Source organism: Streptomyces cahuitamycinicus (genome assembly GCF_002891435.1).
In the GTDB taxonomy this organism is placed as follows: Bacteria; Actinomycetota; Actinomycetes; order Streptomycetales; family Streptomycetaceae; genus Streptomyces; species Streptomyces cahuitamycinicus.
The window spans coordinates 1-21574 of record NZ_POUC01000106.1; the positions used below are offsets into that span (position 1 = coordinate 1).

Here is a 21574-nt window from a genome sequence, read left to right on the forward strand (position 1 = left end):
TTGAGAGGGTAAGGCTCCCAGTAGACGACTGGGTTGATAGGCCGGATATGGAAGCACGGTAACGTGTGGAGTTGACCGGTACTAATAGGCCGAGGGCTTGTCCTCAGTTGCTCGCGTCCACTGTGTTGGTTCTGAAACCACGAACGGCCCCATGCCATGGTCACGGTATGGTGCGGCATGGTTCGACAGTTTCATAGTGTTTCGGTGGTTATAGCGTAGGGGAAACGCCCGGTTACATTCCGAACCCGGAAGCTAAGCCTTACAGCGCCGATGGTACTGCAGGGGGGACCCTGTGGGAGAGTAGGACGCCGCCGAACTTCTTTTAGAGCTCTGGCTCTTGGGCACACAAGCCCAAGAGCCAGAGCTTTTTGCGTTGAGGTAAGGTCAGGGGGCATCGTCGGTACATTTCCCACAGGAGGCCCCCGGGTGGAGGTTCAGGAGACTCGTGTCCAGACGGACCGTGTACTCACCATCCCGAACATCCTCAGCATGGCCCGCCTCGTCGGTGTGCCCGTCTTCCTGTGGCTGATCCTGCGACCTGAGTTCGGTGGGCCCAAGAGTGACGGATGGGCCCTTCTGGTACTCGCCCTGAGCGGTGTCACCGACTACCTGGACGGCAAGCTCGCGCGGCGCTGGAACCAGATCAGCAGCCTCGGCCGGCTCCTCGATCCCGCAGCCGATCGGCTCTACATTCTCTCCACCCTGGTCGGCCTCACCTGGCGCGAGATTCTGCCCCTCTGGTTGACGGCTGCACTTCTGGCGCGAGAGCTGGTTCTGCTGGTCATGGTGGGCATCCTCCGCCGGCACGGCTATCCGCCGCCCCAGGTGAACTTCCTGGGCAAGGCCGCGACCTTCAACCTGATGTACGCCTTCCCCCTGCTTCTGCTCAGCGACGGAAGCGGCTGGATCTCGTCACTGGCTGCCATTTTCGGATGGGCGTTCGCCGGGTGGGGTACAACGCTGTACTGGTGGGCAGGAGTCCTCTACGTGGTACAAGTCCGCCGCCTGGTTCGTGCGGACGCCATGACCGATTGAACTCCCGGATGGTCCTGCCGCCGTAGCGGAGCGATGGCCCGTACTGGATATCTGCGGGACAATCCTGGCGGGGGAAGTCGGCCAGACCGTCTCTTCGAGGAGGACGCTTCCGACATGAAGGCCGTCGTGATGGCCGGAGGCGAAGGCACGCGCCTTCGCCCTATGACCTCAAGCATGCCCAAGCCGCTCCTGCCGGTGGCCAACCGGCCGATCATGGAGCACGTTTTGCGGCTGCTCAAAAGGCATGGGCTCAACGAAACAGTCGTGACTGTCCAGTTCTTGGCGTCGCTTGTCAAAAACTACTTCGGTGACGGCGAAGAGCTCGGTATGGAGCTCACGTATGCCAATGAGGAGAAGCCACTCGGTACCGCTGGAAGCGTCAAGAACGCAGAGGAAGCGCTGAAGGACGATGCCTTCCTCGTCATCTCCGGCGATGCTCTGACGGATTTCGACCTCACCGAGCTCATCAATTTCCACAAGGAGAAGGGCGCGCTGGTCACGGTCTGTCTGACGCGTGTGCCCAATCCGCTGGAATTCGGTATCACGATCGTCGACGAAGAGGGCAAGGTGGAGCGCTTCCTGGAGAAGCCCACCTGGGGTCAGGTCTTCTCCGACACCGTGAACACCGGCATCTACGTGATGGAGCCCGAGGTCTTCGACTATGTCGAGCCCGATGTGCCCGTCGACTGGTCCGGCGATGTCTTCCCGCAGCTCATGAAGGAAGGCAAGCCCATCTATGGCTACATCGCCGAGGGCTACTGGGAGGACGTCGGCACTCACGAGAGCTATGTGAAGGCTCAGGCCGATGTCCTGGAGGGCAAGGTCGACGTGGACGTCGACGGGTTCGAGATCTCACCGGGCGTATGGGTCGCCGAGGGTGCGGAGGTCCATCCCGACGCCGTCCTCCGTGGGCCCGTCTACATCGGTGACTACGCCAAGGTCGAGGCGGGCTCCGAGATCCGTGAGCACACCGTCGTGGGCTCCAACGTGGTCGTCAAAAGCGGTGCGTTCCTGCACAAGGCCGTCGTCCACGACAACGTCTACGTGGGGCCGCACAGCAACCTGCGTGGCTGCGTGGTCGGCAAGAACACCGACATCATGCGAGCGGCACGGATCGAGGACGGCGCGGTCATCGGTGATGAGTGCCTGATCGGTGAGGAATCGATCGTTCAGGGCAATGTGCGGGTCTATCCCTTCAAGACCATCGAGGCCGGCGCCTTCGTCAACACCTCGGTGATCTGGGAGTCAAGGGGCCAGGCGCATCTCTTCGGCGCCCGCGGTGTGTCCGGCATCCTGAACGTGGAGATCACGCCGGAACTGGCGGTCCGCCTCGCAGGCGCGTACGCGACGACGCTGAAGAAGGGCTCGACCGTCACCACGGCCCGGGACCACTCCCGTGGCGCCCGTGCGCTCAAGCGGGCAGTGATCTCCGCGCTGCAGGCCAGCGCGATCGACGTGCGGGACCTGGAGAACGTGCCGCTGCCGGTTGCCCGGCAGCAGACCGCGCGGGGCAGCGCCGGCGGCATCATGATCCGCACCACGCCAGGGGTGCCGGACTCGGTCGACATCATGTTCTTCGACGGGCAGGGCGCCGACCTGTCGCAGGGCAGCCAGCGGAAGCTGGACCGGGTGTTCGCGCGACAGGAATACCGCCGGGCCTTCCCGGGGGAGATCGGTGACCTGCACTTCCCGGCCAGTGTCTTCGACTCGTACACCGGGTCGCTGCTGCGGAACGTCGACACGACCGGGATCGCGGACTCCGGACTGAAGGTCGTCGTGGACGCGTCCAACGGAAGCGCGGGACTCGTCCTGCCGAGCCTGCTCGGCAAGCTCGGGGTGGACTCGCTGACGATCAACCCAGGCCTCGACGAGTCCAGGCCCACGGAGACGGCCGACATGCGGCGGTCGGGGATGGTGCGTCTCGGGGAGATCGTGGCGTCCTCCGGGGCCGCGTTCGGCGTGCGGTTCGACCCCGTCGGTGAGCGGCTGTCGCTCGTCGACGAGAAGGGGCGAATCATCGAGGACGACCGGGCGCTGCTCGTGATGCTGGACCTCGTCGCCGCCGAACGGCGCAGCGGCAGGGTCGCGCTGCCGGTGACCACGACCCGGATCGCCGAGCAGGTGGCGGCGTACCACGGGACGCAGGTCGAGTGGACGACCACCTCTCCCGACGACCTCACGCGCGTGGGCGGTGAGGAAGGGACGATCTTCGGTGGTGATGGCAAGGGCGGATTCATCGTCCCCGAATTCAGCAGCGTGTACGACGCCACCGCGGCGTTCGTGCGGCTCATCGGGCTTGTGGGGCGGACGCAGCTCACGCTCAGCCAGATCGATGCGCGGATCCCGCGGGCGCACGTCCTGAAGCGGGATCTGGCGACTCCGTGGGCCGTCAAGGGGCTCGTGATGCGGCGGGTCGTCGAAGCGGCCGGAGATCGCTTCGTGGACACCACCGACGGTGTGCGCGTCGTGGAGACCGACGGGCGCTGGGTGATGGTCCTGCCCGACCCTGCCGAGGCCGTGACCCACCTGTGGGCCGAGGGGCCGGACGACGCGTCCGCGCAGGCCCTGCTGGACGAATGGTCGGCTGTCGTGGACAGCGCCGGCCGGTAGGACGGGCTGTACGCGTGCGTGCCGGACAGGTGTCCCCAACGGGGCCTGTCCGGCACGCCGGTGGGGCCGTTCGGAGGTAGTGCTCGCGACGTGCGACGATGTGCGGCATGCCGCAGCAACCCCCCATTCGGAGCACACCCACGCGGCCCAGGCGCCCGGATGCGTCCATGTCGTTGCTGACCAACGTCATGGACCACAGCCTCGACGAAGGGTATGCCGAGGCCGCAGCGCGCAAGAAGGCCGCGGGAGACGGCGGCATGCCGAAGACGCTCCGGGCGAAGCTGGGGCTCGCCGCCGGACTGGTGCTCGCGGCCCTCGTCGTCACCCTCGGAGCGGCGCAGGCGAGGGTCGCGGCTCCGGTCGTCGCCAAGGAGCGGGAAGAGCTCGTCGACCGCATCGACCAGGAGACCGAGGCGGCGGACAAGCTGGAGGACTCCGTCGACGAACTGCGCGCGGACGTGAGCGCACGGCAGCGCGAGGCGCTGAAGAACAGCGGCGGCAGCGCGGACTCCGACCTGACGGGCATCCTGTCGGGCGCGGTCGCGGTGCACGGCCCCGGCGTGAAGCTCGTGGTGAACGACGCCAAACAAGCCGCCACGGGCGGCGACGCCGACCCGCGGGAGACCTCCGGGTTCTCCGACACCGGCCGGGTGCGGGACCGGGACATGCAGCGCGTGGTGAACGGGCTGTGGGAGTCGGGTGCCGAGGCCGTCTCGATCAACGGGCAGCGGCTGACGGCGCTGTCCGCGATCAGGGCCGCCGGGGACGCCATACTGGTCGACAACAAGCCGCTGGTCCCGCCGTACACGGTGCTGGCGGTCGGGGACGGGCAGCGGCTGAGCACGCGGTTCCAGAACAGCGCGGACGGGTTGTATCTGAACGCGCTGCAGGAGAGCTACGGCATCAGGACAGGCATCTCCGTGGAGGACGACCTCCGGCTGCCTGCCGCGCCGAGTGTGACCGTACGTACAGCACAGCCGAGCATTGAGAAGAGTGAGAAGGGCACATCGTGATCGCCGTACTGGGCCTCGTCGTGGGAGTCGTGGCCGGCCTGTTGGTTCGGCCCGAGGTTCCGGCGGTGGTCGAGCCTTATCTGCCGATCGCTGTCGTGGCGGCGCTCGATGCCGTCTTCGGCGGCCTGCGGGCCATGCTCGACGGCATCTTCGACGACAAGGTCTTCGTGGTGTCGTTCCTGTCGAACGTCGTCGTGGCCGCGTTGATCGTGTTTCTGGGCGACAAGCTCGGCGTGGGTGCCCAGCTGTCCACCGGCGTGGTGGTCGTCCTCGGCATCCGGATCTTCTCCAACGCCGCGGCGATCCGCCGGCACGTGTTCAGGGCGTGAGGCCGATGAGCGATCACGACGAGAAGACGGCCGAGGACCGGGGCGACACGCGCGACGGCGACGGCGAGTCCGGGAACAGGCTGCGCGAGGAGCTGCCTCAGGAGGTGCCCGTGGCGCCGCCCGCCGCCGAGGCCGAGGAGGCGCCGAAGGAGCCGGAGCCCGAGCAGGTACCGGAACCGCAGCCGGACCCCGGGCCGCGGCTGACCGGTCGGCAGCGGCTGGTGCAGGGGTTGTGGCCGCCGCGTGTCACCCGGGCCCAACTCATCGTCGCGGTGCTTTTGTTCGGTCTGGGGTTCGGGCTGGCCGTGCAGGTGGCCTCGAACAGCGACAGCGACAGCGCCCTGCGGGGTGCGCGGCAGGAAGATCTTGTCCGCATCCTGGATGAACTGGATGACCGTACTCAGCGTCTTGAGGACGAGAAGCGGGGGCTCGAGCAGCAGCGCGACGAGCTGGAGAACAGCTCCGACCAGGCCGAGGAGGCCAGGAAGCAGACGATCGAGAAGGAGAGGCAACTCGGCATCCTGGCGGGCACCGTGGCCGCACAGGGGCCCGGCATCACCATGACGGTCGTGGACACGAAGGGAACGGTCGAGGCGGACATGCTGCTCGACGCGATCCAGGAGCTGCGTGCCGCGGGCGCGGAGGCGATTCAGGTCAACGGTGTCCGCGTCGTCGCCGGCACCTATTTCGCGGACTCCGGCAAGGGCGTGAGCGTCGACGGGAACAAGATCAACGCGCCCTATCGTTTCAAGGTCATCGGCAAGCCGCAGGATCTGGAGCCGGCGCTCAACATCCCCGGAGGCGTGGTGCAGACTCTCGAGAAGGAACAGGCCACCGTCACGATCGAGCGGTCCACCGACATCGTGGTGGACGCCTTGCGAGCAGCGAAGCGGCCTGACTACGCTCGGTCGTCCTCCCAGTGAACCGGGGGTGCATGGGCGGCGTCGGGCGAGGGCATGAGGTTGCGGGGGGTCGGCGCACCGAATGGGCGGTGCGTGGTGGAAACTGTCTGGTGCAGACGGACGTTGTCAGGATGTCCGGGTCGGCCAGAGTGTTCAGTCAGGGTTCGTCCTGCCCCACGGGCGGGTCTGTTTCGGTCAAGGGGAATCGCCCGTGAAGTTGTTTGCGAAGTTGTTCGGCAAGAGCGCGCGAGAGGGCAGCGACAATGCGACCGCTCGCCATCGCGCACAGCCTGACGCGGAAGGCCAGCGGCCGCTGTTCCGGGACCAGGTCGGCGGCCCTGGCGGCGATGTTTCCGGTGGTCAGGGCGCGCCGTCGGTTGACCCTGCACAGCCCGGCGGCATAGGTTTCGGGCAACCGTCAACCTCAAGTGCGGGTGGAGGGTTTTCCGACCCGTATGCGTCCAACGCCCCCGGTGGGCAGCCGCGGCAGGAGGATCCGATGTCGGCCCTGGTGTGTACGAGGTGCGGTAACCGCAACGCGGAGAACAGCCGCTTCTGCTCCAACTGCGGCGCGCCGCTGCGGGCGGGGGCGACGCCGGAGCGTCCGTCCGAGACGACCTCCACGATCTCCATCTCCGGTCTCGAGGCCTACGACAGCGAGACCACCGGCCAGACGCCGATGCCGACCCTGTCCCCGGAGGCTCAGGCCGCGGTCGACGCGCTGCCGCTGGGTTCCGCGCTCCTGGTCGTGCGCCGTGGGCCGAATTCGGGCAGCCGCTTCCTGCTGGACGGTGATCTGACCACGGCCGGCCGGCATCCGCAGAGCGACATCTTCCTGGATGACGTGACGGTGTCCCGGCGGCACGTGGAGTTCCGCCGCGGTCAGGACGGTTCGTTCACGGTGGCCGACGTGGGCAGCCTGAACGGTACGTACGTGAACCGCGAGCGAATCGACCAGGTCGCTCTGAACAACGGCGACGAGGTACAGATCGGCAAGTACCGGCTGGTCTTCTACGCCAGCCAGCGGGGCTACTGACCGGGCTCCGTCCGGACAGACCCCCAGCGAGGAGACCCAGCGAGGGTGCATCCGTCAGGGAAGGTCCATGCTGCAAAAACCGAGCGGCGGTGCCGGGCACGGCGCCGCCGCCACGGACAGTGGGCTGATGAGCATCGGCGCGGTGCTGAACGCGCTGCGCGACGAGTTTCCCGAAGTGACCATCTCCAAGATCCGGTTCTTGGAGTCGGAAGGGCTCATCGAGCCGCAGCGAACCCCGTCGGGGTACCGCAAGTTCAGCGCCCATGACGTCGAGCGCCTGGGTCACGTCCTGAGGATGCAGCGGGATCACTATCTGCCCTTGAAGGTGATCCGGGAGCACCTGGAGGCCATGGAGCGCGGTGAGGCCTTGCCGCTGCCGGTCCTGGGCCGTCAGCGGGACGGAGAGGCCGCTCCGGAACCGCCCGAGGGTCCCACAGCGGCCAGGATCGGGCGAGCGGAACTGCTCGCCGCCGCGGGCGTCGACGAGCAGGAGCTCAAGGAGTGGGAGTCCTACGGTCTCCTCACCCCACTGGAGGACGGGGCCTATGACGCCGAGGCGGTCACCGTCGCCCTGCTCGTCATCGAGCTCGGGCGGTTCGGGATCGAGCCCCGGCACCTGCGGGCGATGAAGGCCGCCGCCGACCGTGAGGCCGGGCTCGTGGACCAGGTGGTGGCCCCCTTGAGAAGGCACCGGAACCCGCAGACCAGGGCTCATGCCGAGGCCCGCACCAAGGAGCTGGCCGGGCTCACGGTGAAGCTGCACGCCGCGCTGGTGCGTACGGCGCTCGGCGTGCGGCTGCCCTGAGGAGGGCGCGCACAGGGCCGGATCAGGCGCCCGATACCGGCCCGACTACCCAAACGTCCCGAGCACGGCCTAGGGTTGCTGTGTGAACGAGCTCGATGTCGTAGGTGTCCGGGTCGAAATGCCCTCCAACCAACCGATCGTGCTGCTGCGTGAAGTGGGAGGCGACCGTTACCTCCCCATCTGGATCGGGCCGGGGGAGGCGACAGCGATCGCCTTCGCCCAGCAGGGCATGGCGCCCGCGCGGCCGCTGACTCACGACCTGTTCAAGGACGTGCTGGAAGCCGTCGGCCAGGAGCTCACGGAAGTGCGCATCACGGACCTGCGTGAGGGCGTCTTCTACGCGGAGCTGGTCTTCGCCAGCGGCGTCGAGGTGAGCGCCCGCCCGTCCGACGCCATAGCGCTCGCGCTGCGCACCGGGACACCGATCTACGGAAGTGACACGGTGCTCGACGACGCCGGCATCGCGATCCCGGACGAGCAGGAGGACGAGGTGGAGAAGTTCCGCGAGTTCCTCGACCAGATCTCCCCGGAGGACTTCGGCAGCAGCAGCCAGTGAGCGCCTCGGGATCCGCAGCGGTCTGAGAAGGCGTGTGGGCGGCCCAGCGGACGACGCGGTCCGTGGTGGGGGCCGCCCGCCGTATGTGTGACGGGTGAAATGCCCGCATGTGCCGGTGGCGAGTGAGAGCGTCATACGGCTCGCGCCGAACACATTCGGCTAGCCTTTCCCCGCGGTGGGGCACGGGAAACCACTCTCAGGGTGATTATCACTCGGCGTGGCGAGTGTGGCGATCGTTGACGCACCCCTGGTGACTGCCTACCGTCGAGAAGGCAGGTCAAGGACGGAGGTCGGCGTGAGAAGCAGCGGCGACGGTACGGCTGGGGGCGGCCCCGAGCGCAGTCTCAGGGCGAGCGGTCCGTACCCTCCCCCCGGCTCACGGCCCCTCCCGGGCGGGGGGTGCCCTCAGCCCGGAGGTGCGGCCGAGCGCGCTCCGCAGCGACCGACAGCGGTGCCGAGCAGCGGAGGGACGACGTCCATGGCGTCCGAGCAGATCGGCTATCGCGGCCCCACGGCCTGTGCGGCCGCCGGTATCACCTACCGGCAGTTGGACTACTGGGCCCGTACGGGGCTCGTCGAGCCGAGCGTGCGCCCCGCCCACGGATCCGGGACGCAGCGGCTGTACAGCTTCCGGGACGTGGTCGTCCTGAAGATCGTCAAGCGATTCCTCGACACCGGGGTGTCGTTGCAGAACATCCGGACGGCCGTCCACCACCTCAGGGACCGCGGTTTCAGCGACCTGGAGCGCATGACGCTGATGAGCGACGGCGCGACGGTCTACGAGTGCACCTCCCCCGACGAAGTCCATGCCCTGCTCCAAGGTGGCCAGGGTGTGTTCGGGATCGCCGTGGGCGTGGTGTGGCGGGACGTCGAGAGCGCGCTGTCCCAGCTGCACGGCGAGCGGATCGACACCGGCGAGACCCTGGTCGGACCCAATCCGGCGGACGAGCTTGCGCGTCGGCGTAACCGGGCCGTCTGAGCCGTCCGGCAGCGAAGGACCGCACGCGGCCGCAGTAGGCGGGACGTTTCCGCACCGGAGCGTAAGCGGTTTCCCGCGGAGCGTTCCTGGCGGTCGTGCGGGGCGTTGTCAGTGGCGTAGGGCAGCATCGGAGTTGTGAGAACCGCGCCCACGATCCTGCATCTCGACATGGATGCCTTCTTCGCCTCGGTGGAACAGGCGTCCAAGCCGAGTCTGCGCGGGAAGGCCGTGGTGGTGGGAGGGCTCGGGCCGCGAGGCGTGGTGGCGACCGCGTCGTACGAGGCGCGGGTCTTCGGGGTTCATTCGGCGATGCCCATGGGGCAGGCCCGGCGGCTCGCGCCGAACGCCGCCTACCTCGTTCCGCGCTTCGACTTCTACCGGTCGATCAGCGAGCGGGTGATGGAGCTGCTGCGGGCGTTGTCGCCGCTGGTGGAGCCGCTGAGCCTGGACGAGGCGTTCGTGGACCTGGAGGCCGGGGACGTGGCCTGGGACGAGCCCTCGGCGCGGCTGGCCGGGATGAAGCTGCGCGCCGACATACGGGCCGTCACAGGGCTCACGGGGTCGGTGGGGCTCGCAGCCTCCAAGATGCTCGCAAAGATCGCCTCGGAGGAGGCCAAGCCCGACGGGCTGGTGGTGATCGAGCCGGGGACCGAGCGGGCGATGCTCGGGCCGATGTCGGTGCGGATCCTGCCGGGGGTGGGCCCGGCCACGGGTGATCATCTGAGGCGGGCCGGGATCACCACGGTCGAGGAGATCGTCGAGGCGGGCGAGGACGAACTGGTCCGGCTGCTGGGGAAGGCGCACGGGCACGGTCTCCACGCCATGGCGCTGGCGCGGGACGACCGGCCCGTGGTGGCGGAGCGGGAGACGAAGTCGGTGTCGGTCGAGGACACCTACGACGTCGACATCCACGACCGGACGCGAGTCGGGCTGGAAGTGCAGCGGCTCGCGGAGCGGTGCGTGCGCCGGTTGCGCGGGGCAGGGCTGTCCGGGCGGACGATCGTGCTGAAGGTGCGGCGCTACGACTTCTCGACGCTCACCCGCTCCGAGACGCTGCGCGGGCCCACGGACGATCCGGCGGTGATCCGTGAGGCGGCGGCCAGATTGCTGGACTCGGTCGACACGACCGGCGGGGTGCGGCTCCTCGGAGTGGGCGTCAGCGGGCTCGCCGACTACACACAGGAGGACCTGTTCGCCCAGGCGGCGGGGGAGCGGGCGGTCGCGGAGGGCCCGGTCGAGGAGCACGCCGTGGCGCCGGCCGAGGAGCAGCCGTCGCTCGCCGAGCGGCGTTGGCCCGCCGGGCACGACGTGCGGCACGCCGAGTTCGGTCACGGTTGGGTGCAGGGCAGCGGCCTGGGGAGGGTCACCGTGCGGTTCGAGACGCCCTCCTCGGAGCCCGGGCGCGTGCGGACCTTCCGGGTCGACGACCCGGAGCTGGTGGCGGCGGATCCGCTGCCGTTGGTGTTACGAGGGGCCGACGGGAGAGTCGAGGCGCCCGGGGAGTCTCATGCCGTCTCGTCGGTGCCCGCCAGCTTGCCGAAGTCGCGGTCCGGCAGCGGGGGCGGGGCGGCGACGTCGAGACCGTAGTGGTGGTAGAGCTGCAGTTCCTGCTCGGGGGAGAGGTGGCGGCCCACCCCGAAGTCGGGGGCGTCCTTGATCAGGGCGCGTTCGAAGGGGACGTGCAGGGCGCCCTCGATCAGTTCACTGGGCTCCAGGGGGACGAATGCGTCCCTGCTGAACAGGCCGGTCCGTATGGCCGCCCACTCCGGCTCGCCGGTGGCGTCGTCGAGGTAGACCTCGTCGATGGTGCCGATCTTGGTCCCGTTGCGGTCGAACGCCTTGCGGCCGATCAGGTTGCGCGGATCGATATCGGTTCGCACGGGACCTCCACATGGTCGCACCTCATCCGTAAACACTACAAAACGGTACAAGCGGGGATGCGGCCACTCGAAGGTTCGTGCGTTGACCTCGCTGGTACGCTGGCAGCGGCTGTTGACCCCGTGCGGGAGAGTCCTCCAGACACCATCGGAGGCGCCGAAGGAGCAAATCCTCCCCGGAATCTCTCAGGCTCACGTACCGCACGGACGAGGTCACTCTGGAAAGCAGAGCGGGTGTCGACGGCTTCCGCTCTCACCGACGGTGAAAACCGGAGGCCTTCGGGCGATCCGGTGAAGCTCTCAGGTTGAGATGACAGAGGGGGAGGCCGTCCGGGTACCCGTGCCGTGGTGCCCCTCGAAGGTCGTGTCGACCAGGAGGCCTCCGTAATGACCCCCCACCGCATTCCGCTCTCCGAGCTCGAAGAGGCAGTCCCCTTCGAGCAGCGCCACATCGGCCCCGACCACGAGGCCTGCGCCAAGATGCTCGCCCAGGTCGGTTACGGCTCGCTGGACGAGCTCACCGCCGCCGCTGTCCCGGCCGTCATCAAGAGCGCCGAGGCGCTGGACCTGCCGGGCGCCCGCAGCGAGGCCGAGGTGATCGCCGAACTGCGCTCCCTCGCCGACCGCAACGAGGTCCTCGGTTCCATGATCGGCCTCGGCTACTACGGCACGTTCACGCCGCCGGTGATCATGCGCAACGTCATGGAGAACCCGTCCTGGTACACGGCCTACACGCCGTACCAGCCGGAGATCTCGCAGGGCCGGCTCGAGGCGCTGCTCAACTTCCAGACGATGGTCGCCGAGCTGACCGGACTGCCGACCTCCGGCGCCTCCCTGCTCGACGAGGGCACCGCGGCCGCCGAGGCCATGGCGCTGTCGCGGCGTCTGGGCAAGAACAAGAAGGGCCTGTTCCTGGTCGACGCGGACACGCTTCCGCAGACCATCGCCGTGATCCGGACCCGCGCCGAGCCCACCGGCGTCGAGGTCGTCGTCGCGGACCTCGGCCAGGGCATCCCCGCCGACCTCGCCGAGCGTGACATCAACGGTGTGCTGATCCAGTACCCGGGCGCCTCCGGCGCCGTGCGGGACATCAAGCCGGTCATCGAACAGGCGCACGGGCTCGGGGCGCTCGTCACCGTCGCCGCCGACCTGCTGGCGCTGGCGCTGCTGAAGTCGCCCGGCGAGCTCGGGGCGGACATCGCCGTCGGGACGACGCAGCGCTTCGGCGTGCCCATGGGCTTCGGCGGACCGCACGCCGGCTACATGGCGGTCCAGGACAAGATGGCGCGCAGCCTGCCCGGGCGGCTCGTCGGCGTGTCCGTGGACGCCGACGGCAACAAGGCCTACCGGCTGGCCCTGCAGACGCGGGAACAGCACATCCGCCGTGAGAAGGCCACCAGCAACATCTGCACCGCCCAGGTGCTGCTCGCCGTCATGGCCGGCATGTACGCCGTCTACCACGGGCCCGAGGGCCTGAAGGGCATCGCCCGGCGCACCCACCGGTACGCCACGGTCCTCGCCGCCGGACTGGCGAACGGCGGGGTCGAGGTCGTGCACGGCTCCTACTTCGACACCCTGACCGTGCGCGTCGAGGGCCGGGCCGCCGAGGTCGTGGCCGCCGCGCGGGACAACGGGGTCAACCTGCGGCTCGTGGACGCCGATCACGTCTCGATCGCCTGCGACGAGACCACGACGCGGGCCCAGCTGCGTGCCGTATGGGCCGCTTTCGGGGCCGAGGGCGTCGTCGAGGCGCTGGACGCGGCCACCGAGGACGGGCTTCCGGGCGCGCTCCTGCGCACCGACGACTACCTGACGCACCCGGTCTTCCACCAGTACCGCTCCGAGACCGCCATGCTGCGCTACCTGCGCCGGCTGGCCGACCGCGACTACGCGCTCGACCGGGGCATGATCCCGCTGGGCTCCTGCACCATGAAGCTCAACGCCACCACCGAGATGGAGCCGGTCACCTGGCCCGAGTTCGGGCAGCTGCACCCCTTCGCGCCCGCCGAGCAGGCCGGGGGCTACCTCACCCTCATGCACGAGCTGGAGGACCGGCTCGCCGAGGTCACCGGCTACGACAAGGTGTCCCTCCAGCCGAACGCCGGGTCGCAGGGCGAGCTGGCCGGACTGCTCGCCGTCCGCGGGTACCACCGGGCCAACGGGGACGAGCAGCGCACCGTGTGCCTGATCCCGTCGTCCGCCCACGGCACCAATGCCGCCAGCGCGGTGATGGCGGGCATGAAGGTCGTGGTCGTGAAGACCGCCGAGGACGGCGAGATCGACGTCGAGGATCTGCGGGCGAAGATCGAGCAGTACCGCGACGAGCTGGCCGTGCTGATGATCACCTACCCGTCCACCCACGGGGTGTTCGAGGAGCACGTCGCCGACATCTGCGCCCAGGTGCACGAGGCGGGCGGCCAGGTCTACGTCGACGGGGCCAACCTCAACGCTCTCGTCGGGCTCGCCAAGCCGGGGCACTTCGGCGGGGACGTCTCGCACCTGAACCTGCACAAGACCTTCTGCATCCCGCACGGCGGCGGCGGTCCCGGCGTCGGCCCGGTCGCGGTGCGCGAGCACCTCGCGCCCTACCTGCCGAACCATCCGCTGCAGCCCGAGGCGGGCCCCGAGACGGGCGTCGGGCCCATCTCGGCGGCGCCGTGGGGCTCGGCCGGCATCCTGCCGATCTCGTGGGCGTACGTCCGGCTCATGGGCGGCGAGGGGCTGAAGCGGGCCACGCAGGTGGCCGTGCTCAGCGCCAACTACATCGCCAAGCGGCTGGAGCCGCACTACCCGGTGCTCTACACCGGTCCCGGCGGGCTCGTCGCCCACGAGTGCATCATCGACCTGCGGCCGCTGACCAAGGCGACCGGCGTGAGCGTCGACGATGTCGCCAAGCGGCTGATCGACTACGGCTTCCACGCGCCGACCATGTCGTTCCCGGTGGCCGGGACGCTGATGATCGAGCCGACCGAGTCGGAGGACCTGGCCGAGCTGGACCGGTTCTGCGAGGCGATGATCGCCATTCGCGCGGAGATCGAGAAGGTCGGCTCCGGTGAGTGGCCCGCTGAGGACAACCCGCTGCGCGGCGCCCCGCACACCGCCGGTGCGCTCGCAGGTCAGTGGGCGCACGCCTACAGCCGTGAGGAGGCCGTCTTCCCCGCCGGGGTGTCGACCGCCGACAAGTACTGGCCGCCGGTGCGCCGCATCGACCAGGCCTTCGGCGACCGGAACCTGGTGTGCTCCTGCCCGCCGCTGGACGCGTACGAGGACTGATCGGCCGACCGGTCATGGGGAGGGGCTCCGCGGTGCGGGGCCCCTCTCGCCGTTTCCCTGCGCGTCACGCGGTGGCGAGTGACACCTCGGTCGCCTTGATCAGGGCGACGACGGGGATACCGGGTGACAGGGCCAGGTCGTGCGCCGCGTCCCCGGTGATCGCGGCGGTCAGTTCGCCGCCCTCGACCGTGACGCGGACCGACACCATCGCGGCGCCGGCCGCGATGTCCGTGACCGTCCCGGGGAGCTGGTTACGGATCGACAGGCCCTCGATCGGCGCGGTGGCCAGGGAGACCTCCGTCGACTTCATCAGGGCGCGCACGGCGGCGCCCGGGGTGAGACGGAGTTGTTCCGCGGCCTCGCGGGTGATCGCCGCGGTGAGGTCCTGGCCGCCGGTGAGGCGGACCCTGACCGTCGCCATGGCCTCGCCAGGGGTGACGGCGGTGACGGTGCCGGGGAGCTGGTTGCGGATGCTCAGGCTCATGGGTGCACGGTAGACCGGCGGGAGCGTGCTGTCGGGTATGCGGAGGTCCGCGTCGCCCGCGCTGCCACCCGGGACCGGTGCCGGGGTGTCTGCGCCGGACCGGCGCGCACCCGAGCCGGCAGGCGCGGGTCCGCGCCGCCCAGCGCTGTCACCCCGGCTCAGACACGGTCGATGTGGACGTTCGTCGACTTCACGCGGGCCGTCGCCTCCATGCCGATCTCCAGGCCGAGTTCCTCCACCGCCTCGCGGGTGAGCAGGGAGACGAGCCGGTGCGGGCCGGCCTGGATCTCGACCTGGGCGGCGACGTCGCCGAGTTTGATCGCCGTGACGATGCCCGGGAAGGCGTTGCGGGCCGAGGTGTAGGGCGTGTCCTCCTCCGGGGAGCCGGACCGGGCGAGTTCGACCGAGAACGCGGCCAGGTCCCGCCCGTCGACGAGCCGTCGCCCGGTCTCGTCGCGGTGGGTGGTGATGCGGCCCGCGTCCGCCCAGCGGCGGGCGGTGTCCGGGCTCACGCCGAGCAGCCGTGCTGCCTGGCCGATCGTGTAGGACTGCATGCCGGTCACGATAAGCGCGGGGGAAGGGAACGACGGATGCGGGGCCGGTCGTTGGGTGTAACGCGATACAGCGTTGGTCTGGGGTTCGCCAGGAGGAGTGCGACGGCCCGGCTCAGCCCACGTGCGCCCTCGGCCGCCGCTCGCGGTCCGGTTCCGCCTCGCGCAGGACCTCGCGGGTCACCGGGGCGACCTCGCCCTGGCCGAAGAGGAAGAAGCGCAGGAAGTTGGCGAAGGGCCCGCCCTCGGTCCACTCGAAGTAGATGTGCGGGGTGCGGCCCGTCGAGTCGCGGACGTACAGCAGCAACGCGGCCAGGGCGTTGAGGACGGAGGACGACTCCAGGGTCAGCACCCGGTAGCGGCCGTGCAGCACATCGCCGCGGACGGTCAGGCCCGCCTCGAACTCGGACGGGTCGGTGACCGTCACCTCGACGAAGACGAAGTCGTCCTGGCCGGGCACGTCGTTGTCCTGCCGGATCTGTTCGATCTTGTCCCGGTACTCGGCGATGTCGCGCATGTCCGGCTCGTTGGCGATGAACCGCATCCGGCGGCTGGCCATGTCCCGGACGAAACGTTCCGCCATGCCGTCCAGCGTCACGCTGGTCACGCGGAGCTCGAACGCCCGGGCCAGCCGTGACAGCAGGGAGACCAGGATGATGCCGGCGATGAAGCAGGCGCCGATCTTCACGCCGTCCGGGCGCTCGATCACGTTTGCTGTGCTGGGTGGTGAGGGGCGCTCGACCAGTCGGTGACCACATGGTCCGCGGTGGCGACGTGGTAGAGGCCGACGACCACCACGATCACGTTCAGCGCGAGGTAGGCCCCGACGAGGGCGACCGCGATGCCGATCGCCTCCAGGAAGCCCTTGAGGAACACCGCGCCGAGCAGCGCCACCAGGACCAGGGTGATCAGCAGCTGACTGTCGTGCAGGACGCCGGTCAGATGCGGGTTCTCCACGAGGTGGGTGGAGGCGTCGGCGGCCGAAAGGGTGATGGTGATGAGGAAGACGGTGGCGGCGAAACCCAGCAGGGTCAGCACGAACAGCTTGCCCTGCAGAACGACAGCAGCGTCTCCAGTATCGCGATCGAGCCCTCGCCGTGAGGGCTCTCCTCGGCCACGCGGCGGTAGACGGGCAGGGCTCCGGCCAGCGTGACGACGACGAGGACGATGGTCGCGATCGGTGACAGCAGACCCGCGGCGAGGGCCGCGATGCCCGGCTGGTAGCCGAGGGTCGAGAAGTAGTCGACGCCGGTCAGGCACATCACCCGCCACCAGGGCCGGCCCCCGTGCGGGGGCTCCGGCTCGGCGTGGGGCCCGGTGTGGCCGCCGGCCTTGCCCATGTCGGACAGGCCCTCCAGCATCCAGGTGCGCAGACGGCTGGGTGGAGTGGGCTCCGGTCGGCTCGGTGCCGGGTGCTCGGTGGTGGCCATCGACATGCTCCCGATGTGGGCTCGGCGGGGTTCCGGCCATCACAGGACGGCGCGATCACCGTAAGCGGAGGGTGATGTCGTGGCCCGTGAATGAGGGGGCTGTACGCGTCAAGCTTCCGTTAAGACTGGCGGCCGGGGCGGAGGCGGATGTGAAAACGCGAGCTGGGAGCGGGTGGGGCGGCCTGGTCGGCTGCGTCAGCGGGGTCCGTCGCCCGCCCTTGACCGGACACTCTGGGTGATCGCGGCCCAGTCGGCTTCGTAACGTTCGTCTGTCAAGTCGAATGTTTCGTCATTTCATCAGGTCCAGCGTCTGGCGTGAGATTCAGCGTGTACAAGGGGTTGCCACCGTTTACCCGCTGTCTCTAGGGTGCGGCAGCAGCGAACCTTTCTGGAACTACTTCGAAACTTTCGAGGAGAGCATGATGGGCGACCCCGCACTGTCCCGCCGCGGCTTCCTGGCGGCCTCCGCCGCGGCCGGTATGGGGATGACGGCACTGACCGCATGCGGCGGGGACTCGAACGGAGGGTCGTCCGGGACGACCACGATCGAATGGTGGAACATCTCCACCACCGAGCCGTCCAAGACCGTCTGGGCCGCCCTCGCCCGGAAGTTCGAGGCGCAGAACCCCAAGGTCAAGGTCAAGATCGTTCAGATGGAGAACGACGCCTACAAGTCGAAGATGACGGCCCTGACCGCCTCCGGGAAGCTGCCCGACATCTTCCACACCTGGGGCGGCGGCGTACTGAAGCAGCAGGTCGACGCCGGGCTCGTCGAGAACCTCACGGACCGGACCAAGCCGTGGGGCGACGCCCTGCTGCCGGTCGCCAGGGAGCCGTACCTGATCGACGAGCAGGCCTACGGCATACCGTTCGACATAGGCATGATCGGCTTCTGGTACAACAAGGCGCTCTTCGAGAAGGCCGGCATCGCCGAACCCCCCACCACCTGGGACAGCTTCCTCGACGCCGTACGCAAGCTCAAGACCGCCAAGGTCACCCCGCTGGCGCTGGCCGGCAAGGAGAAGTGGCCCGGCATGTACTACTGGGCCTACCTGGCGATGCGCACCGCCGGCGCGGAAGCCCTCCAGAAGGCCTACGACGACAAGGACTTCACCGGCGCCCCCTTCGTCGAGGCGGGCGAACACCTGGAGGAACTGGTCGGCCTTCAGCCGTTCCAGAAGGGCCACCTCGGCGCCGCCTACTCCACACCCACCGGTCAGGCCGCCACCGTCGGCAACGGCAAGGCGGCGATGGAGCTCATGGGCCAGTGGGCGCCCACCGTGCAGGCCGACGCCGGCAAGGGGCTCGGCAAGGACCTCGGCTTCTTCCCGTTCCCCGCTGTCGAGGGCGGCAAGGGCACCATCACCGAGGTGTTCGGCGGAGGCGGCGGCCACGCCCTGCGCCGGGGCGCCCCGCAGGAGGCCGTCGACTTCCTCAAGTTCTTCGCGTCCGAGGCGACCGACCTGGAACTGGTCAAGAAGACCGGCGTCCTGCCCGTGGTCCCCGCGGCCGAGAGCGCCATCGCCGACCCCAACATCAAGGCCGTACAGGCGCAGCTGAAGGCGGCCACCGGTTTCCAGCTCTACCTCGACCAGGCGTACGCGCCCGCCGTCGGCCAGGAGGTCAACGACAGTGTGGCCGCGCTCATCGCCGGCTCCAAGTCGCCCGGGCAGGTCGCCCAGTCGATCACGAAGACCGCGAAGGAAGAGCAGTAGCCGGCGATGACCTCAACGTTCCTGCCGGACAAACGGACCGGCCCCGGCGCCGGCTCCCCGCCCCCGGCCGCTGAACGGCGGCCCCCGGGGCGGGCCCGGCGACGCGCGCTGCACTGGCTCACGGCGGCCGGCTTCCAACTCCCCGCCCTTGTGCTGTTCATGGGGCTCGTGCTGCTGCCGATGCTGTTCGCCCTGTACGCCGCGTTCTTCCGCTGGGGCGGCTTCGGCATGCCCTCCGACTACATCGGCGGCGAGAACTTCACCCGGCTCTTCCAGGACGAGGTCTTCCTCGGCGACCTGTGGCGCTGCCTGGTGCTGGTGGTGCTGTCGCTCGCGATCCAGCTGCCGTTCGCGCTCGCCATGGCCGTGCTGCTCAACCAGCGGATGCGCGGCCGGGCCGTGTACCGGATGCTGTTCTTCGCCCCCTACGTCCTGTCCGAGGCCATCACCGGAATCCTCTTCGGCATGATCTTCGCCCCGGACGACGGCTTCGCCGACCAGGTCCTCGGCAAGGTGGGTCTCGAAGGCCTGGGCGGGGAGTGGTTCGCGGATCCGTCCACCGTCATGGCGACCGTCTTCCTGGTCATGACCTGGAAGTACTTCGGCTTCCACATGATGCTCTACCTCGCCGGGCTCCAGGCGGTGCCCCGGGAGCTGACCGAGGCGGCGCTCATCGACGGGGCGAGTGCCTGGCAGCGGTTCCGCAACGTGACGCTGCCGCTGCTCGCGCCCACCCTGCGCATCAGCGTCTTCCTGTCGGTCATCGGGGCCATCCAGCTCTTCGACCTGGTCTGGGTCACCACCGCGGGCGGACCGGACCACCACTCCGAGACCATGGCCGTGACCATGTTCCAGTACGGCTTCAAGCGCTACCAGGTCGGCTACGCCAGCGCGATCAGCGTGGTCATGTTCGGCATCAGCCTCGTCTTCGCCCTCGCCTACCAGCGGTTCGTGCTCCGCCGGGACCTCGAAGGGGCCACCACGACCATGCGGGGGGACGGAAAGTGACCGTCAGTCAGAAGACCCGTGGGGGCCGCAGGACCTGGGGCCTGCACCTCGTCCTGACCGTCGTGGGCGCGGTCATGGCCGTCCCCCTGCTCTACGCCGTGCTCTCCGGCTTCAAGTCCACCGACGAGCTCTCCCGCAACCCGGTCGGTCTGCCCGAGTCGTGGGTGACCTCCAACTACACCCAGATTCTCGGCTCGGGGGACTTCTGGCGGCTGATCGGCAACAGCACGCTGATCGCGGTGGGCACGACCGTCCTGATCGTCGCGGTCTCCGCCCTGTCGGCGTTCTCCTTCGCGCGGTTCGCCTTCCGGGGCCGGGAGGCGTTGTTCACGCTGTTCACCATGGGGCTGATGTTCCCTTTCGCGGTGGCGGCCCTGCCGCTGTTCCTGCTGCTGCGCTCCCTGGACCTGCTGGACAATCCCCTCGGCGTGATCCTCCCGCAGGCCGCCTTCGGACTGCCCATGACGATCATCATCCTGCGGGGCTTCTTCCGGCAGATCCCCGGCGAGCTGGAGGAGGCGGCCACACTCGACGGGTGCAGCTCGTTCGGCTTCTTCTGGCGGGTACTGCTGCCCATGGCCCGGCCCGCGCTCGGCACCGTCTCCGTGCTGGCCGTCGTCACCAGCTGGAACAACTTCTTCCTGCCGCTGCTGGTGTTCACCGACGCGCAATGGTGGACGCTGCCGATCGGCGTCCAGCAGTTCCAGGGGCAGTACTCCGCCGAGTACGCCAAGGTCTTCGCCTATCTGGTGCTGGCCATGGTGCCCGCACTCGCCTTCTACTCGGTCGCCGAGCGTCAGCTCGTCGGCGGCCTCACCGCCGGCGCCACCAAGGGCTGACGCGTTCCGCCAACGTACGGCTCTACCCACCCGTCTCTCGTGAGGAGTCGCACCATGCGCATCGCCCGTCTGAGACTCGCCGGCGCCGTCGCCGCGTTCCTGGTCGCCGCCGGCATCACAGCCGGCACCCCCGCCCAGGCGGGTCACCAGCAGCCCACTCTCGCCGACCTCGCCCAGCGGCACGGCCGCTACTTCGGCAGCGCCACCGACAACCCCGAGCTCGTGGACGGGCCGTACAAGGCCCTGCTCGGCAGCGAGTTCGACCAGATCACACCCGGCAACGGCATGAAGTGGTACGCGACCGAGCCCCAGCAGGGCGTGTTCGACTTCTCCAAGGGCGACGAGATCGTGAACCTCGCCCGGGCCAACCGGCAGAAGGTGCGCGGCCACACCCTGGTCTGGCACAGCCAGCTGCCTCAATGGCTCACGAGCAGGGAGTGGACGGCCCCGGAGCTGAGGGCCGTGCTGAAGAAGCACATCCAGACGGAGGTACGGCACTACCGGGGCAAGGTGTTCGCCTGGGACGTCGTCAACGAGGCGTTCAACGAGGACGGCACGTACCGGGAGTCGGTCTTCTACAAGACGCTCGGCCCTGGCTACATCGCCGACGCGCTGCGCTGGGCGCACCAGGCCGATCCGGGGGTCAAGCTGTACCTCAACGACTACAACATCGACGGGATAGGCCCGAAGAGCGACGCCTACTACAAGCTGGCCAAGGAACTGAAGGCCAAGGGCGTCCCGCTGCACGGCATCGGCCTCCAGGCCCATCTCGCCCTGCAGTACGGCTATCCGACCACTCTGGAGGACAACCTCCGCCGCTTCTCCCGGCTCGGTCTCGACACCTCGCTGACCGAGGTCGACATCCGCATGCAGTTGCCCGCGACCGAGGAGAAGCTGGACCAGCAGGCCGAGTGGTACGCCGACCTGACCGAGGCGTGCCTGGCGGTACGCCGGTGTGTCGGCATCACCCTGTGGGACTACACCGACAAGTACTCCTGGATCCCGGTGGTCTTCCCGGGCGAGGGCGCGGCCCTGCCGTGGGACGAGGAACTGCGGCGGAAGCCGGCGTACTTCGCGCTGCGTGAGGCGCTCGGGGGGAGGTAGCGGGGGCGGACGGCGCCCTGCCCGACAG

Annotated in this window: 18 protein-coding genes, 2 rRNA genes, 1 pseudogene and 1 riboswitch; of the genes and pseudogenes, 17 read left to right on the forward strand and 4 right to left on the reverse strand. The window is 69.0% G+C overall.

Annotated elements, in window-relative coordinates; all coding sequences use genetic code 11:
- The 12 genes from C1J00_RS16760 to C1J00_RS16815 form a co-directional block, all read left to right on the forward strand.
- Window positions 1-105: ribosomal RNA gene (locus C1J00_RS16760) — 23S ribosomal RNA — on the forward strand; the annotation flags it as partial.
- Between the two features lie 95 nt (window positions 106-200).
- Window positions 201-317, forward strand: a 5S ribosomal RNA gene (gene rrf, locus C1J00_RS16765).
- 109 nt (window positions 318-426) lie between these two features.
- Complete coding sequence (clsA, locus tag C1J00_RS16770; RefSeq protein WP_102909881.1) at window positions 427-1035, forward strand: cardiolipin synthase ClsA; 609 nt, start codon at window positions 427-429, stop codon at window positions 1033-1035.
- 114 nt (window positions 1036-1149) lie between these two features.
- The gene (locus tag C1J00_RS16775; protein WP_102909882.1) at window positions 1150-3645 is read left to right on the forward strand and encodes a mannose-1-phosphate guanyltransferase; all 2496 of its coding nucleotides are present in this window, start codon (window positions 1150-1152) and stop codon (window positions 3643-3645) included.
- Window positions 3646-3812: 167 nt separating this feature from the next.
- The gene (locus C1J00_RS16780; RefSeq protein ID WP_180989574.1) at window positions 3813-4658 is read left to right on the forward strand and encodes a DUF881 domain-containing protein; all 846 of its coding nucleotides are present in this window, start codon (window positions 3813-3815) and stop codon (window positions 4656-4658) included.
- Entirely contained in the window at window positions 4655-4987 is a 333-nt protein-coding gene (locus C1J00_RS16785; protein ID WP_003988855.1) for a small basic family protein, read from the forward strand. Before C1J00_RS16780 ends, C1J00_RS16785 begins: the two co-directional genes overlap by 4 nt.
- Window positions 4988-4992: 5 nt before the next feature.
- A complete protein-coding gene (locus C1J00_RS16790) occupies window positions 4993-5910 on the forward strand; it encodes a DUF881 domain-containing protein (protein ID WP_102909884.1) in 918 nt (305 codons plus the stop codon).
- A gap of 61 nt (window positions 5911-5971) precedes the next feature.
- Window positions 5972-6925: a zinc-ribbon and FHA domain-containing protein gene (locus tag C1J00_RS16795; protein ID WP_102909885.1), complete on the forward strand. Its 954-nt coding sequence runs from the start codon at window positions 5972-5974 to the stop codon at window positions 6923-6925.
- A gap of 67 nt (window positions 6926-6992) precedes the next feature.
- Window positions 6993-7730 (forward strand): transcriptional regulator FtsR, encoded by a 738-nt coding sequence (gene ftsR, locus C1J00_RS16800; protein WP_102909886.1) that lies wholly within the window; start codon window positions 6993-6995, stop codon window positions 7728-7730.
- Between the two features lie 82 nt (window positions 7731-7812).
- Complete coding sequence (locus C1J00_RS16805; protein WP_003988851.1) at window positions 7813-8286, forward strand: bifunctional nuclease family protein; 474 nt, start codon at window positions 7813-7815, stop codon at window positions 8284-8286.
- Between the two features lie 295 nt (window positions 8287-8581).
- Window positions 8582-9265 carry a MerR family transcriptional regulator gene (locus C1J00_RS16810; RefSeq protein ID WP_102909887.1) on the forward strand — a complete coding sequence of 228 codons (684 nt, stop codon included), beginning with the start codon at window positions 8582-8584 and terminating at the stop codon, window positions 9263-9265.
- A gap of 135 nt (window positions 9266-9400) precedes the next feature.
- Window positions 9401-10852, forward strand: coding sequence for a DNA polymerase IV (locus C1J00_RS16815; protein ID WP_102909888.1), 1452 nt, complete (start codon window positions 9401-9403; stop codon window positions 10850-10852).
- On the opposite strand, the gene C1J00_RS16820 is transcribed toward C1J00_RS16815, so the two are convergent.
- Window positions 10771-11145 carry a PRC-barrel domain-containing protein gene (locus C1J00_RS16820; RefSeq protein ID WP_102909889.1) on the reverse strand — a complete coding sequence of 125 codons (375 nt, stop codon included), beginning with the start codon at window positions 11143-11145 and terminating at the stop codon, window positions 10771-10773. The genes C1J00_RS16815 and C1J00_RS16820 overlap by 82 nt on opposite strands.
- A 113-nt stretch (window positions 11146-11258) precedes the next feature.
- Window positions 11259-11354, forward strand: a riboswitch (glycine riboswitch).
- A 175-nt stretch (window positions 11355-11529) separates the two neighbouring features.
- Here C1J00_RS16820 and gcvP point away from each other — a divergent pair.
- Window positions 11530-14415 (forward strand): aminomethyl-transferring glycine dehydrogenase, encoded by a 2886-nt coding sequence (gene gcvP / locus C1J00_RS16825; protein WP_102909890.1) that lies wholly within the window; start codon window positions 11530-11532, stop codon window positions 14413-14415.
- Window positions 14416-14479: 64 nt separating this feature from the next.
- On the opposite strand, the gene C1J00_RS16830 is transcribed toward gcvP, so the two are convergent.
- The 3 genes and pseudogenes from C1J00_RS16830 to C1J00_RS16840 all read right to left on the reverse strand — a co-directional run bounded on the left by C1J00_RS16830 (window position 14480) and on the right by C1J00_RS16840 (window position 16880).
- Complete coding sequence (locus C1J00_RS16830; protein ID WP_102909891.1) at window positions 14480-14899, reverse strand: TOBE domain-containing protein; 420 nt, start codon at window positions 14897-14899, stop codon at window positions 14480-14482.
- A 158-nt stretch (window positions 14900-15057) separates the two neighbouring features.
- Window positions 15058-15453 (reverse strand): TOBE domain-containing protein, encoded by a 396-nt coding sequence (locus C1J00_RS16835; protein ID WP_102909892.1) that lies wholly within the window; start codon window positions 15451-15453, stop codon window positions 15058-15060.
- 112 nt (window positions 15454-15565) lie between these two features.
- A pseudogene (locus tag C1J00_RS16840) lies at window positions 15566-16880 on the reverse strand (hypothetical protein).
- A 422-nt stretch (window positions 16881-17302) separates the two neighbouring features.
- Here C1J00_RS16840 and C1J00_RS16845 point away from each other — a divergent pair.
- The 4 genes from C1J00_RS16845 to C1J00_RS16860 all read left to right on the forward strand — a co-directional run bounded on the left by C1J00_RS16845 (window position 17303) and on the right by C1J00_RS16860 (window position 21546).
- Window positions 17303-18595: an extracellular solute-binding protein gene (locus tag C1J00_RS16845; RefSeq protein WP_102909893.1), complete on the forward strand. Its 1293-nt coding sequence runs from the start codon at window positions 17303-17305 to the stop codon at window positions 18593-18595.
- A 6-nt stretch (window positions 18596-18601) separates the two neighbouring features.
- The gene (locus tag C1J00_RS16850) at window positions 18602-19603 is read left to right on the forward strand and encodes a carbohydrate ABC transporter permease (protein WP_102909894.1); all 1002 of its coding nucleotides are present in this window, start codon (window positions 18602-18604) and stop codon (window positions 19601-19603) included.
- Between the two features lie 74 nt (window positions 19604-19677).
- A complete protein-coding gene (locus C1J00_RS16855; protein WP_237524362.1) occupies window positions 19678-20442 on the forward strand; it encodes a carbohydrate ABC transporter permease in 765 nt (254 codons plus the stop codon).
- Between the two features lie 54 nt (window positions 20443-20496).
- Window positions 20497-21546, forward strand: a complete 1050-nt coding sequence (locus C1J00_RS16860) for an endo-1,4-beta-xylanase (protein WP_102909896.1) — start codon at window positions 20497-20499, stop codon at window positions 21544-21546.
- Window positions 21547-21574 lie beyond the last annotated feature (28 nt).

Bases quoted from the DNA above. Each gene is read 5' to 3' on its own strand.
- gcvP (WP_102909890.1), top strand. From the start codon at position 11,530: ATGACCCCCCACCGCATTCCGCTCTCCGAGCTCGAAGAGGCAGTCCCC.
- C1J00_RS16790 (WP_102909884.1), top strand. From the start codon at position 4,993: ATGAGCGATCACGACGAGAAGACGGCCGAGGACCGGGGCGACACGCGC.
- C1J00_RS16855 (WP_237524362.1), top strand. From the start codon at position 19,678: ATGGCCGTCCCCCTGCTCTACGCCGTGCTCTCCGGCTTCAAGTCCACC.
- C1J00_RS16775 (WP_102909882.1), top strand. From the start codon at position 1,150: ATGAAGGCCGTCGTGATGGCCGGAGGCGAAGGCACGCGCCTTCGCCCT.
- C1J00_RS16830 (WP_102909891.1), bottom strand. From the start codon at position 14,899: ATGAGCCTGAGCATCCGCAACCAGCTCCCCGGCACCGTCACCGCCGTC.
- C1J00_RS16795 (WP_102909885.1), top strand. From the start codon at position 5,972: ATGGGCGGTGCGTGGTGGAAACTGTCTGGTGCAGACGGACGTTGTCAG.
- C1J00_RS16780 (WP_180989574.1), top strand. From the start codon at position 3,813: ATGTCGTTGCTGACCAACGTCATGGACCACAGCCTCGACGAAGGGTAT.
- ftsR (WP_102909886.1), top strand. From the start codon at position 6,993: ATGCTGCAAAAACCGAGCGGCGGTGCCGGGCACGGCGCCGCCGCCACG.
- C1J00_RS16835 (WP_102909892.1), bottom strand. From the start codon at position 15,453: ATGCAGTCCTACACGATCGGCCAGGCAGCACGGCTGCTCGGCGTGAGC.
- C1J00_RS16850 (WP_102909894.1), top strand. From the start codon at position 18,602: ATGACCTCAACGTTCCTGCCGGACAAACGGACCGGCCCCGGCGCCGGC.
- C1J00_RS16860 (WP_102909896.1), top strand. From the start codon at position 20,497: ATGCGCATCGCCCGTCTGAGACTCGCCGGCGCCGTCGCCGCGTTCCTG.
- C1J00_RS16845 (WP_102909893.1), top strand. From the start codon at position 17,303: ATGGGCGACCCCGCACTGTCCCGCCGCGGCTTCCTGGCGGCCTCCGCC.